Source organism: Streptomyces sp. NBC_00271 (assembly GCF_036178845.1).
In the GTDB taxonomy this organism is placed as follows: domain Bacteria; phylum Actinomycetota; class Actinomycetes; order Streptomycetales; family Streptomycetaceae; genus Streptomyces.
This window is the reverse complement of the sequence record NZ_CP108070.1, coordinates 852,031-864,886: the sequence shown is the minus strand read 5'-3', so window position 1 is coordinate 864,886 and position 12,856 is coordinate 852,031. Positions and strand designations below refer to the sequence as shown.

Below are 12,856 nucleotides of genomic sequence, written 5' to 3'. Positions count from 1 at the left end.
CGCCGGAGTCTGCGACGAACCCGCAGCGAAGACCGAATGTGCGCCTTCGCTGTCCTTATCCGCGGCCACGCATACCTGGCGCCTGCGAGTTGAAAACCTCAGGAAATGTCCGTGGGGCCGGGCCCGCTTGCTGCCTCTCCTCCTGAGACGGCGTCCGCGGGGACGGCGGCGGCCCGACCGTATAGAAGGCGATCAGTGATGACTCCGATCAGTCCCACTCCCGAACCGGATCCGCGCAGGTGGCGCGCGCTCGGGATCATCTGCCTCGTGCAGGTGATGCTGCTCCTCGATGTGACCGTGGTCAATGTCGCGCTTCCCCCCATCCAGCACGATCTCGGCTTCACGACCACGGGCCTGGCATGGGTCGTCAACGGCTACACCGTCACCTACGGTGGGCTGCTGATGCTTGGCGGACGCCTGGGTGATCTGCTCGGCCGCAGACGCCTCTTTCTGACCGGCTTGGCGATCTTCGCGCTGGCGTCGGCGAGCGCGGGAGTGGCCCAGCAAGCCGGTGTATTGATCGCCGGCCGCTTCGTACAGGGCGTCGGTGCGGCACTCGTCAGCCCGGCAGCCCTGTCCCTGGTGACGCTGCTGTTCACACAGCGGCAGGAAAGGGCACGGGCCATGGCCATCTGGAGCGGCCTGGCCGGAGTTGGGGTAGCCCTGGGAGTCGTGCTCTCGGGCATCCTGACCACCATCGCCTCCTGGCGTTGGATATTCTTCATCAATCTGCCCATCGCCGCGTTCGCGTTTTTCGCCACTTTCAAGCTCGTCTCCGAAAGCCGGGCCACCAAGCGCGGTCGGCCTGACGTCCTCGGCGCCGTCATGGTCACCCTCGGTCTGCTCCTGGTCGTGTTCGGCCTCCTGGAGAAGGACAGTCACGTATGGTTCTCGTTCCCCGTCCTGGGTTGCGTCGTGATCGGTGTGCTCTGCCTGATCGGCTTCGTGCTGGTGGAGGCTCACGTAGCCCAGCCCCTGGTACCCCTCGCATTCCTGCGCTCACGTAACCGGAGCATCGCCAACATCGTGCGCATCTGCTACTACGTCGGGTTCGCCACCCTTTTCTTCTCACTGAGCCTGTATGTCCAGCACATACTGCACTTCTCCGCGCTGGCGACCGGATTCGCCTTCGTACCGTTCGGGTTGGTCATTCTCTTCAGCGCCACCGTGATGGCACCACGCCTCCTTCCCCGGTTCGGCCTGCGGGCCCTGAACGGAGGAGGGCTTGCAGTCACCACGGTCGGCTACGTCCTCCTTGCCGGCCTCAGCAGCCACGGCACCTATGTGGCCGACGTACTGCCCGGACTGATCCTCGTGCCGCTGGGAGGCGGCCTCGTCCTCGTCGGATCCACTGTCGCCGGAGTGGACGGCGCCACCGGTGAGGACGCGGGCATCGCCACCAGCATGAACAATGCGTCCATGCAGATCGGCAGCGCCATCGGCCTGGCAGCCCTGGTCTCACTGGGCACCGGCCACGCCGCCGCGCTGCGGCGTGCGGGCGCCGACCAGGTGACCGCCGCCGCGCACGGTTACGCCTTCAGCTTCACCATCGCCGCCAGCCTGACGGCCTTCGGTGCGTTCCTCGGCTTCGCCGGAATCCACCCGACTCCGGCCGAGACTCCGACGGCGAGGACCAACGCCAAGGAGCGCGTGGTCTGATGTGCCGCCGACGGCGAAAGCGAGCGTCTGCGGCCGCGGCGGGCCTGGCGCCAATGGTGCTGCCGCTGCGTGTCAATCCCTTCGCAGCGTGGAGACGGTCTATGCGGCCAGTCCCTCGGCGAGGGTGGCTCGGTAGTCACGTTCGTAGTCGATCGGGCTCTTGATCCCGCACACGCTGTGTAGCCGTCTGGCGTTGTAGAAGTCGGTGATCCAAGTGGCGATCTTGATGCGGGCCTCGGTGCGGGTCCGGAAGGCATGCCGGTGGGCGTACTCCACCGGTCGATGACCGTCGCTATAAGTACAGCTCAACACCGTTGCGTTAGCGCCTTGAGCGGTTACTGAGGCCGTGTTCGAAGAACGTGGTGGTGGTGCTGACGGTGTAGTTCTGGCTGGTCGCGGGGTGCTGTCCGGCGTTCGGACCGTATTTGCTGGGGGGGGGCTTGCGTGTGCGGACCTTGACACGGTGCCGCCTGCGGGCCGGGTGCAGGGCGTCGAGGACAGCCCGGCCGATGACGCCGACGAGGTCGGCGGGCCCGGACGGGGGCAGGGTGCCGGTCGCCGTGATGATGCTGTCGGTGGCAGTGGTGTGCTCGTCCAGATGCGGCAACAACACCTGGAATTTTGAGGTTCCCCCGGTGTGCGGGAGGTGCTGATCAGCTGGTCAGGGCGGGTTGACGGGGTTTCAGGCTCGTTCGTTCGGCCGTTGCCTGGTCGGCGTAGTGCTTCTCCTCGAACTCGATCGGGCTGAGGTAGCCGAGCCGCTTCTGGATGCGCCGGGAGTTATAGAAGCCGTCGATGTACTCGAACAGAGCGAGATTCGCCTCGGCGCGGGTGGCGAAGACGCGGCCGCGGATGCACTCCGTCTTGATGATCATCCACAGGTTCTCCGCGAGAGCGTTGTCGTAGCTGTCCCCGACCGAGCCCATGGATGCTTCAACTCCCGCTCGTAGCAGTCGGGTTGTGAGCTTCACGGATGTGTATTGACAGCCGTGATCCGCATGGTGGATCAGCTTGCCCGGTTCGACTTCCCGGCTCGCGAGAGCGTACTCGAGGGTGGTCAGGACCAGGTCGGCGTCCGCGCGGGCGGAGGTCTCCCAGGCGACCACCCGGCGGGAGAACGCGTCCCGGATCGCCGAGAGCCACAAGGGCCCCTCACTGGTGGTGATCATGGTGAGGTCGGTGACCCCCAGCCGGTTCGGCGCGGGTGCAGTGAAGTCCCGCTCGACCAGGTCCGGGGCGAGTGTGGCCTTGGGATCGCGGCGCGTGAAGCCGCCCCGGCGTGGGCTGATCCCCGCGATCTCGGCCTCGCGCATCAACCGCTCGACCCGCTTGCGGCCCACGTGGACGCCCTCGCGCTTGAGCAGGGCGTGCACGCGCGGCGAGCCGTAGATCCCGCCCGAGTCGGCGTGGATCTCCTTGATCTGCTCGGTGAGTTCCACGTCGCGGCGCCGGCGTTCGCACGGCTCGCGCTCGGCACGACGCCAGCGGTAGTACGTCGAGGAGGCGATGGAGAGTTCCCGGAGTACGCACTCGACTCCCAGGTGCGGGTGCTCGTCAACGAGCGCCGTCACCTGGGCCGGGTCGGGTCGAGCTGCGCCGCGAAAAAAGCCGAGGCCGTCCGCAGGACCTCGTTGGCCCGCTTGAGCTGGACGTTCTCCTTGCGCAGCGCGGCGAGCTCGGCGCGCTCGTCGGTGGTCAGCCGGTCGTCGCGCTCGTCGGAGTCCGCCTCGGCCTGGCGGATCCAGCCGCGCAGAGCCTCCGGATGCACGCCGAGGTCGACCGCGAGCTTCTTGATCTGCGGCTTTGGATCGGCGGTGCGGTACATCCGTACCGCACGCTCACGCAACTCCAGCGAGTACTTTCTGGGGGCAGCCATGGTCGATGTTCCTCTCATGAGTCCCATCTGACCCCCTGTCAACTCACTCCGCATCTCGGGGGAAGCTCATTTCGCAGCCAGGACGGCCTCCATCCCCTCCGGTCTCCCCATACCAGAACCTTAAGAATCAGCAGTGGTTCGGGAGGACCAGGCACGGCTGATACCAGACTGCTGGACAATGGCGACGGTCCGGGAGGACTGGGCATGGCTGATGCCAGGCTGTCGTTGTTATGGCTTTCGTTGAATGGCCACCTGGTCCTCCGGGACGCTCTGTGTTGCTGATTGAGATCTGCGGTCATCGCTGGTTAAGGGCCTGCTGCGGAGTGTTCTACGGACCAAAAGGCTGGTCGGCAAGGAACGGAGCCGTAGCAATGAACACCCGGCACGAACACTTATGGGTCGGCATCGACGTCGGCAAGGGGCACCACTGGGCCGTAGCGATCAACTCTGCCGGTGAGGCCGTCTTCTCCCGGAAGATCCCCAACGACGAGACAGAGATTCTCAAACTCATCGCCACCGCCTGCGAAGTCGCAGACCAGGTGAAGTGGGCCGTTGACCTGCGGGGAAAGACCGCGACGCTGCTGCTGGTTCTGCTTGCCGCACACGGCCAGCACATCACCTACGTCCCGGGCCGGAGTGTGAGCCGGGGCGCTGAGGGCTACCGCGGCGAGGGCAAGACCGACGCGAAGGACGCCCTGATCATCGCGGACATGGCCCGCGTCCGCTGGGACTTCACCGCCATCAGGATCCCGCCCGAACAGATTTGCACCCTCCGCCTGTTGACCGCCCACCGGCGCGACCTGATCGCGGACCGCGTGCGGCTGGTCAACCGGATGCGTGACCTGCTGTGCGGCATCAGTCCCGCCCTGGAGAAAGCCTTTGACTACGCCCGTTCCAGGGGCGCAGTCATCTTGCTGACGCACTACCAGACACCGGCTGCTCTCCGCCGCACCGGCCTCAAGCGCCTGGCCAGCTGGCTTCAGCGACGGAAGGTCCGCAGTGCCCAGCGGCTGGCGGAGAAGGCCGTGGAGGCAGCTGAACAGCAGCACACCGCCCTGCCGGGTGAGGCCCGCGCCGCAGTCCTCCTGGGAGAACTGGCCCACCAGCTGCTCGCACTCGACGAGCGGATCGCGGCCAATGACAAAGAGATTCGGGACTTGTTCCGCACAGACGACCGCGCGGAGATCATCGAGTCGCTACCCGGCATGGGCCCCATCCTCGGCGCCGAGTTCGTTGCCATCACCGGAGACCTCTCGTCCTATCGTGACGCCGGCCGCCTGGCCGCGCACGCTGGCCTGGCCCCGGTCCCACGCGACTCAGGCCGCCGGACCGGCAACCTGCACAGGCCCAAACGCTACGACCGCCGCCTGCGCTGGGTCTTCTACCTCTCCGCTCAGAGCGCCATGATGTATCCCGGCTCGTCCAGGGACTTCTACCTGCGCAAACGGGCCGAGGGCCTGCGCCACGTCCAAGCTGTCCTCGCTCTCGCCCGACGCCGCGTCGACGTGCTCTGGGCGATGCTCCGCGACCACCGCCCCTACGTACCCGCCTTACCGTCCGCCTCAGCAAGCGGCTGACTCCACCGCGTCCTACGGGGCTTGACAGGTCATTGAGATTCAACGAGTCCCGCAGCTGGAAGCCACGACTTGTTCTCCGGCAAGCCCTAAGCAGGCAGACTTCGAAACGCTCATGGCGTCGGCAGCCGATGCGCTGGCGGTGCGTGGCGCTCAGGTCGTCGTGCAGATGGTCCAACGACGAGGTGTCTCGGACGGCGGGGTCCGGAGGATGGGGCTGCCTTACTCCTCGCGGACGCTGCTGAGCCATGGAAAGGTCCGCGAGGTGGCTCAGGCCTGCGACCAGGCCGACGCTGACACGGTGGTCTTCGTACCCACCTTGACCGAGCGACAACAGCGCACGCTGACAACCATGCTTGGCCGCCCGGCTGTGAGTCTTTCCGACATCCTCGCTGCCGACTGACCCCTGCTCTGAATGGGCTTGTGAAGCAGGCCAGCCGCTGACCGTACCTGGCGGCAGGCGGCACTGGGAACCCCGGCCTCCCTCCGTGGGCACGCACTGCCCCGCACACCCGCCGACCGCTCCGACCGCAGTCGGGCAGGTGCACGGAGGAAGAAGAGTCAGACGGTGGTGTCCGCCTTGCCGGGGTCGCTCGGGTGCGACTCAAGAGGGGTGACGACGGACGTCATCCAGGACCACAGCGGCAAGGTGCTCAGGATCCTGTCACGCAACTCGGCCACGTCGTTGGCCCGCCACAGGGCGATGCTGCGCATCTCACCCACCGGACGCCAGATCCGGACCAGGTGGCCGGAGGCGATCAACTCGACGGCCCGGGCGGCCTCCGCAGCGCGACGGCGGTCGACTTCGGCCGCCTCGGTTCCGTCGGGAATGTTGGTGGTGACCTCGATCAAAAACTCTTTCACAAGCCAGCCTTTCTCTGATGCTGCGAAAAGACACCGCGGCCTAAGCCGTGGTGGGTCGGGTGCGATAGAAATCGGCCGCGGTGAACGTGGCGGGCACGCCCAGTTCGGCGGCGACCGCTTTGACGGCCGTCTCGGCGGTGGCGAGGTCCGTCTGACCGTCGATGCCGAACGACGGGGCGATGAACCTCTCGTAGTGCGCCCGGACTTCCTCTTCCGTGTGTCCGTTGAGGAAGGCCTGGAGATACCTGACCGTGGTGTCGGGCTCGTCCCGGATCACCCGTAGCGCGCGCCGGTGGGCCAGCACGACGGCCTGGACCGCGGGGTCCTCCGGATCGGTGTAGGTCGGGTCGACGGCCACACCGACGGTCGGGATCTGGAAGAGGTCACCGGCGAAGGCCAGCACCCGCCAGCCGTTCTCGGCGGCCACGGCTTCGGGCACCAGGGTGTCGCCCACCACCGCGGCGTCGATCGTGCCCTCGCGAAGCCTGCGCAGGTCCATGCCGTAGTCGCCGGGTGCACGGACGATGGTCTCGACATCGCGGTCCGGGTCCAGTCCGGCCTGGCGCAGCATGATGCGGGTGAAGCAGCCGGGCCCGGTGTGGTGCGGATGCACGGCCAGACGCTTCCCGGCCAGGTCGGCCAGCGAGTCCAGGCCGGGCCGGGCGAGGAACCAGAACTGGGGCTGCTGGGTGTTCACATTGAGCGCGACCCATGGGATGCCGCCGACCAGCCGGGACAGCAGTGTCCGGCCCAGGCCGATGACGGCCCCGCGGCGCAGCCGCTCCGGATCCCAGATCGAGCCGTCCCGCAGGGCGACGTGGACACCGGCGTCGGCGTAGAAGTCCTGCTGGTCCGCGATGTAGGTGACTAGCTCCTCGTGGGGACCGCGCCCCACGTAGGCGAGATCGATCGTGTGCATGAACGCCTTCCTCAAAGGTGGCTGTGTCCTGTAGGCGGTCCGCCCGCCGGTCGCATCCGGGCGGGCCCGGCGGAGGTGTGTCCAGGACGGGGGTGTCGTTGCAAGGACGTCCTGTCGCGACCCGGCCGGAATGATGCTGCTGGTGTGGAATGCGCCACATGTCCGCTGTGCGGAAGTGGGTGGCCCGGCGGGCCAGCCGCCGACCGTGCGGGGCGCTGGAAACCCGGGAGCTTCGGGGTGCCGAAGGATCTCCCGCACGGTAGAGCAAAGGCGGCAGAACGGGCCAATTCCCGAGGGTGTGGGTGATCGGCAGCACTGTACACGCCGTCGCCGCTGCGGCTGGACGTGCGAGCGAAACTCCCGGTGAGCGGCGGATTCGTTGATCGACTCCCGTTGGCCGAGGTCTCTTCGCGGCTCCTCCGGGCTCGGCCGGGGTCTCGCCACTCTCCGGTGATGCGCCATCAGTTCGACTCCAAGTTGCCGTCAGGTGAAGCGATTTGGCGACGTGTCATGCCTGCGCGCCGGCCCTTCGGTCCGGTCGTCGGCGCCCCGGCGCCAGGGCCCCGGGACGAAAGGGCCTTCTCAGGAAGTCCCCAGGCGAGTCTTGACGCCGGTGAACACCCTACCTATGGTCGTTCCAAATGCTGGCGCGAGTTCGAGATAGTGAACACGGGTGGTCAAGGATGACTCAGCAGGTGCGGGCTCTGGCAGGAACGCGGGTGATCGACGCCGCAACGATGGTTGCGGGCCCGCTGGGCGCGTCGATCCTGGCTGACTTCGGTGCCGACGTGGTCAAGGTGGAGCCCATCGCAGGGGACGAGTCCCGTACGTTCGGCCCCGGCCGGGACGGTATGAGCGGTGTCTACGCCGGGGTCAACCGGAACAAGCGGGCGATCGCACTCGATCTGCGCACGGAGGAGGGCCGGGAACTCTTCCACGAGCTGTGCGCCGGCGCCGACGTGCTGATCGAGAACATGCTGCCCACGGTGCGTGCCAAGTTCGGCCTGACCGCCGAGGAGCTCCGCGAGCGCCACCCCCACCTGATCTGCCTGAACGTGAGCGGCTACGGTGACAGCGGCCCGTCGGCCGGCCGGCCCGCGCTGGATCCCGTCGCCCAGGCCCTCACCGGCATGATCCAGGGCACCGGGGACCCCGACGGCCGCGGCATCAAGGCCGGCCCGCCGGTCGCCGACAGCTCGGCCGGATACCTTGTCGCCATCGCGGCCCTGGTCTCACTCTTCGCCAGGCAGAAGACCGGAGCCGGCCAGAACGGCTCGGTGTCGCTGGTGGCCTCGCTGTTCCACCTTCAGTCACCGTGGCTGGGCCAGTACATGCTGGCCGACTACGTGGCACCGCGCGTCGGCAACGCGAGCAACTTCTACGCGCCGTACAACGCGTACGCGACACGCGACGGCGGGGCCGTCCACATCGTCGCCTTCAACGACCGGCACTTCGAGCGGTTCGTGAAGGCGGCCGGCGCCGAGCACCTGCTCGACGACGAGCGGTTCACGAACGCGGCGAGCCGGCTGGCCCACCGCGAGGAACTCGACGTGGTGCTCGCTCCCTGGTTCGCCGAGCGCGACCGGGACGACATCGTCACCCTGCTCACCGACCAGAACATCATCTGCGCCCCGGTCCTCGCGTATGACGAGGCCGTGGATCACCCCCAGATCCGCGCGCTCGAGATGGTCGTCGGCCTGGAGAGCGAGGCACTCGGCGAGGTCCGGGTACCGGGCCTGCCGATCAAGCTGTCGGACACTCCGGGCCGTGTGGAGCGTCCGCCGACCGCCCTGGGCGAGCACACCGCCGAGCTTCTCCAGGAGCTCGGACACAACGACCAAGACATCGCACGGCTGCTGGCCGCGCGCGTCGTCCGCTGAACACACAACGTCCTGACAGGAGCATCACATGAAGGTTGGTATCAGGATCCCCGGCGCCGGTCCCTGGGCCGGACCGGACGCGATCAGCGAGGTCTCCCGCTACGCGGAGAAGATCGGCTTCGACTCGCTGTGGATGACTGACCACGTGGCCCTGCCCACGAAGGTGGAGACGGCCTACCCGTACACCGCCGACGGCAAGTTCCTCTGGGCGCCCGAAACCCCCTACCTGGACTGCCTCACCGCGCTGACCTGGGCCGCGGCCGCGACGGAGACCGTCGAGCTGGGCACGTCCTGCCTGATCCTGCCCTGGCGCCCGCTGGTGCAGACGTCGAAGACGCTCGTGAGCATCGACGTCCTGTCCAAGGGCCGGCTGTCCGTCGCCATCGGCGTCGGCTGGATGAAGGAGCAGTTCGAGGCGCTGGGCGCGCCCTTCAAGGACCGCGGCCGCCGGGTGACCGAGATGGTCAAGGCCATGCGCCAGATGTGGACCGAGGACGAGGTCTCCTGGGACGGCGACTTCTACAACCTGCACGACTTCATGATGTTCCCCAAGCCCGTGCGGGGCACGATCCCGGTCTGGTTCGCCGGCTACAGCGAGGCGTCGCTGCGCCGTATCGCCGCGATCGGTGACGGCTGGCACCCGCTGGCCGTGGGCCCGGAGGACTACGCCGGCTACCTCGCCACGCTGAAGTCGTACGTGGCGGAGGCCGGCCGTGACATGAGCGAGATCACGCTCACCGCGCGCCCGCTGCGCAAGGCGCCCTACAACGCCGAGACGATCGAGGCGTACGGCGACCTCGGCGTCACGCACTTCATCTGCGACACCTCGTTCGAGCACGCCACGCTCGACTCCGCGATGGAGGAGCTGCAGGCCCTCGCCGAGGCGGTCCTGCCGACCGCGCACCGCCTCCCCTGAGGCCCGAACGAAAGAGAGCCGATCATGCGTGCACTGACCTCCAGTGTTCCGCTGGTCCTCGGCGACCAGCTCACGGACGCCTCGAACGGAGCCACGTTCGAGACCGTCAACCCCGCCGACGGCAGCGTCATAGCGAAGGTCGCCGAGGCGACCGTGGACGACGTCGCCCGCGCCGTCGAGGCCGCGCGAGCCGGCGCCAAGGCCTGGCAGCGGATGCGCCCCTCGCAGCGCACCCGCCTGATGCTGCGCTACGCGGCGCTCATCGAAGCGAACAAGGAGCGGCTCGCCGAGCTGCAGACCCGCGACATGGGAAAGCCGATCCGCGAGTCCGCGAAGATCGACCTGCCGGTCATGGTCGAGACCGTCGAGTACTTCGCCGGCCTGGTGACCAAGATCGAGGGACGGACGACCCCCGCCCCCGGCCGCTTCCTGAACTACACGGTGCGCGAGCCGATCGGTGTGGTCGGTGCGATCACCCCGTGGAACTTCCCCGCCGTGCAGTCGATCTGGAAGATCGCGCCGGCGCTGGCCATGGGCAACTCCATCGTCCTGAAGCCGGCGCAGCTCGCGCCCCTCGTGCCGGTGGCGCTGGGTGAGCTGGCCCTGGAGGCCGGCATCCCCCCCGGTGTCGTGAACGTCCTGCCGGGCCGCGGCTCGGTGGCGGGCAACGCGCTGGTCCAGCACCCGGGCGTCGGCAAGATCACCTTCACCGGTTCGACCGAGATCGGCCAGGAGATCGGCCGGATGGCGGCGGACCGGCTGATCACCACCTCCCTGGAGCTGGGCGGCAAGTCGGCACTGGTCGCCTTCGCGGACGCGTCCCCGAAGGCGGTCGCCGACGTGGTCTTCACGGCCATGTACGGCAACCAGGGCGAGACCTGCACCGCGCCCAGCCGGCTCCTGGTCGAGCGCCCGATCTACGACGAGGTCGTGGAGCTGGTCAGGGCGCGGGTCGACGCGGCCAGGGTCGGAGACCCGCTCGACCCCGAGACGGAGATCGGCCCGCTGGTCAACGCGGCACAGCGGGACTCGGTTCACTCCTACGTGGTGTCGGGTGCCGAGGAGGGTGCCCGTCTGCTGGCGGGCAGCACCGAGGCTCCGGCAGACGGTCCGGGCTTCTTCTACCAGCCGACGCTGTTCGCGGACGTGGCCCCGGACATGCGGATCGCTCGCGAGGAGATCTTCGGCCCCGTCCTCGGCGTACTGCCGTTCGAGGGCGAGGAGCAGGCGATCGGGCTGGCGAACGACACGATCTACGGCCTCGCGGCCGGCGTGTTCACCCGCGACGTCGGCCGGGCCCTGCGCTTCGCGGGGACGCTGGACGCCGGGAACGTGTGGATCAACAGCTGGGGCGTGCTCAACCCGGCCTCGCCGTACCGCGGGTTCCGCCACAGCGGCTACGGCAGTGATCTCGGGCGCAGCGCGATCGAGAGCTTCACGAAGGAGAAGAGCGTATGGGCACGTCTGGACTAGCGCCGCAGGGCGCCGACGTCCCGGTCGTCGCCCGCCTGCGGGACCTCCGGGGTGTCTCCCGGTGGTCGCCGGCCGCGGACTACTCGATCGCCCAGGACGCGCTCTTCGCGCAGGATCCGGACGCGGTGGCCGTACTCACGGCCGGACCGCAGGAAGTCGGCGAGATCACGTTCGGCGAGGTCCAGGAGGCCGCGCTGCGGGTCGGCGATGTACTGCGGGCGCAAGGAGTCGCTCCGGGCGACCGGGTCGCGCTCTACCTCGACCCCTCGCCGGCCGCGGCGGAGGCCGTCTTCGGAGTGCTGGCCGCCGGGGCGGTGCTCCTTCCGATCCCGCGTCTCATGGCCGGCGGCTCGGTCGCCCACCGCCTGAGCGACTCGGGGGCGAAGGTGCTCGTCACCGACGGGCTGGGTCTTGACCGGCTGCGGTCGACGGGCTGCGACGTCGAGGGCCTCGCCGTGCTGACGGTCGACGGGACCGAGGAGAAGGGGATCGCCGGCCGTAAGGTCGACGACCACTCCGACTCCCCCTGGCCGGCCGGTCCGACGACCCCCGCGCTGCTGATGTACACCTCGGGCACCAGCGGTACGCCCAAGGGCATCCTGCACGGCCACCAGGTGCTGCTCGGCCACGCCGGAGTGGACTACGCCTTCGAGCTGTTCCAGCCCGGGGACGTCTACTACGGGACGGCCGACTGGGGGTGGATCGGCGGCCTCATGCTGGGGCTCCTCGTCCCGTGGTCGTTCGGCGTCCCGGTCGTCGCGCAGCGGCAGACGCGTTTCGATGCGAACGCCACGCTGGAGCTGTTCGCGCGGTGCGGCGTCACGACCGCCTTCCTGCCGCCTTCCGTCCTGCGCCTGTTGCAGGCGAACGGCCGGGCGCCGGAGCGCAGGCTGCGTGCCGTCGTCACCGGCGGCGAACCGGCGGGGCGCTCGGAGATGGCGTGGTCCCGGCTGCACCTGTCGCAGGCCGTGAACAAGGCGTACGGCCAGACCGAGGCCAACGCTCTCATCGGTGACTCGGCGGCGCTGGGCTCCGTCGACGACGACACGATGGGCGCCCCGTATCCGGGTCACACCATCGCCCTGCTCGGCGAGGACGGCCGGGAGGTCGCCCACGGTGAGGTCGGCGAGATCGCCCTGCGGCTTCCCGACCCGGTCGCGCTGCTGGGGATCTGGGATGCGAGGACCGAGGGCCCGGTACCCCCGGCCGGCGAGTGGCACCGGACGAACGACCTGGCCAGGCGTGCTCATGGACGGCGCCTGGAGTACCTGGGCCGCGCGGACGACGTCATCAAGAGCCGCGGCTACCGGATCGGCCCCTCGGAGATCGAGGACGCCCTGCTGAACCACCCGCTGGTGGCCGAGGCCGCCGCGGTCGGCATCCCGGACGACAGCATCGGCCAGCGGGTGAAGGTCTTCCTGCGGTTCACCGGCGGCGAGACCGGCGGTGAGGTCGGGGAGGCGCTCCGCGCGGAGCTGTGCGACCTGGTGGCCGCCACGGTCGGGCCGCACGCCAGACCCCGGGAGTTCGAAGTGGTCTCGTCCCTGCCGAGGACGGAGACCGGGAAGCTCCTGCGTCGCGAACTCGCTCCGGCCCCGCACTGACCGGGCCCCTTCCGAGGCACCACCGCCCGAGACGGCGTCCCGGCGGCGTCCGTGCCCGGATGTCACACCCAGACACACATCACGAGAGGGA

Annotated in this window: 13 protein-coding genes; 7 read left to right on the top strand and 6 right to left on the bottom strand. The window is 68.7% G+C overall.

All coding sequences use genetic code 11. The features are described 5' to 3' along the window. Positions 1–198 precede the first annotated feature (198 nt). Positions 199–1,659: an MFS transporter gene (locus tag OG798_RS04425; RefSeq protein WP_183127595.1), complete on the top strand. Its 1,461-nt coding sequence runs from the start codon at positions 199–201 to the stop codon at positions 1,657–1,659. 99 nt (positions 1,660–1,758) lie between these two features. On the opposite strand, the gene OG798_RS04420 is transcribed toward OG798_RS04425, so the two are convergent. Genes OG798_RS04420 through OG798_RS04405 form a run of 4 tightly spaced genes read right to left on the bottom strand, consistent with a single transcriptional unit; the run spans position 1,759 to position 3,535 of the window. Beyond that, positions 1,759–1,968, bottom strand: coding sequence for a hypothetical protein (locus OG798_RS04420; protein ID WP_183127852.1), 210 nt, complete (start codon positions 1,966–1,968; stop codon positions 1,759–1,761). 10 nt (positions 1,969–1,978) lie between these two features. Further along, positions 1,979–2,269: a hypothetical protein gene (locus OG798_RS04415; RefSeq protein WP_328756338.1), complete on the bottom strand. Its 291-nt coding sequence runs from the start codon at positions 2,267–2,269 to the stop codon at positions 1,979–1,981. A 43-nt stretch (positions 2,270–2,312) separates the two neighbouring features. After that, positions 2,313–3,230, bottom strand: coding sequence for an IS3 family transposase (locus tag OG798_RS04410; protein WP_328756337.1), 918 nt, complete (start codon positions 3,228–3,230; stop codon positions 2,313–2,315). After that, on the bottom strand, positions 3,227–3,535 hold the full coding sequence (locus OG798_RS04405; RefSeq protein ID WP_328756336.1) for a transposase: 309 nt from the start codon (positions 3,533–3,535) through the stop codon (positions 3,227–3,229). The genes OG798_RS04410 and OG798_RS04405 overlap by 4 nt, the downstream gene beginning before the upstream one ends. 371 nt (positions 3,536–3,906) lie before the next feature. Here OG798_RS04405 and OG798_RS04400 point away from each other — a divergent pair, with 371 nt between their 5' ends. Together OG798_RS04400 and OG798_RS04395 are read left to right on the top strand one after the other, a co-directional pair. Further along, on the top strand, positions 3,907–5,112 hold the full coding sequence (locus OG798_RS04400; protein WP_328759982.1) for an IS110 family transposase: 1,206 nt from the start codon (positions 3,907–3,909) through the stop codon (positions 5,110–5,112). A 112-nt stretch (positions 5,113–5,224) separates the two neighbouring features. Next, entirely contained in the window at positions 5,225–5,512 is a 288-nt protein-coding gene (locus OG798_RS04395) for a hypothetical protein (protein ID WP_121417680.1), read from the top strand. 158 nt (positions 5,513–5,670) lie between these two features. Here the strand turns inward: OG798_RS04395 and OG798_RS04390 are convergent, their stop codons facing one another. Next, the gene (locus OG798_RS04390; RefSeq protein ID WP_121417681.1) at positions 5,671–5,973 is read right to left on the bottom strand and encodes a muconolactone Delta-isomerase family protein; all 303 of its coding nucleotides are present in this window, start codon (positions 5,971–5,973) and stop codon (positions 5,671–5,673) included. Positions 5,974–6,013: 40 nt separating this feature from the next. After that, positions 6,014–6,892: an ABC transporter substrate-binding protein gene (locus tag OG798_RS04385; RefSeq protein WP_121417683.1), complete on the bottom strand. Its 879-nt coding sequence runs from the start codon at positions 6,890–6,892 to the stop codon at positions 6,014–6,016. A 641-nt stretch (positions 6,893–7,533) separates the two neighbouring features. Here OG798_RS04385 and OG798_RS04380 point away from each other — a divergent pair. From OG798_RS04380 to OG798_RS04365, 4 genes are read left to right on the top strand one after another with little or no spacing between them, the layout of a single operon-like run. Beyond that, positions 7,534–8,772, top strand: coding sequence for a CaiB/BaiF CoA transferase family protein (locus tag OG798_RS04380; RefSeq protein WP_121417685.1), 1,239 nt, complete (start codon positions 7,534–7,536; stop codon positions 8,770–8,772). 28 nt (positions 8,773–8,800) lie between these two features. After that, positions 8,801–9,688: a TIGR03619 family F420-dependent LLM class oxidoreductase gene (locus OG798_RS04375; protein WP_095856956.1), complete on the top strand. Its 888-nt coding sequence runs from the start codon at positions 8,801–8,803 to the stop codon at positions 9,686–9,688. A 24-nt stretch (positions 9,689–9,712) separates the two neighbouring features. Beyond that, positions 9,713–11,161 (top strand): aldehyde dehydrogenase family protein, encoded by a 1,449-nt coding sequence (locus OG798_RS04370; protein ID WP_328756333.1) that lies wholly within the window; start codon positions 9,713–9,715, stop codon positions 11,159–11,161. Further along, the gene (locus OG798_RS04365) at positions 11,143–12,765 is read left to right on the top strand and encodes an AMP-binding protein (RefSeq protein ID WP_328756332.1); all 1,623 of its coding nucleotides are present in this window, start codon (positions 11,143–11,145) and stop codon (positions 12,763–12,765) included. Before OG798_RS04370 ends, OG798_RS04365 begins: the two co-directional genes overlap by 19 nt. Positions 12,766–12,856: the final 91 nt, after the last annotated feature.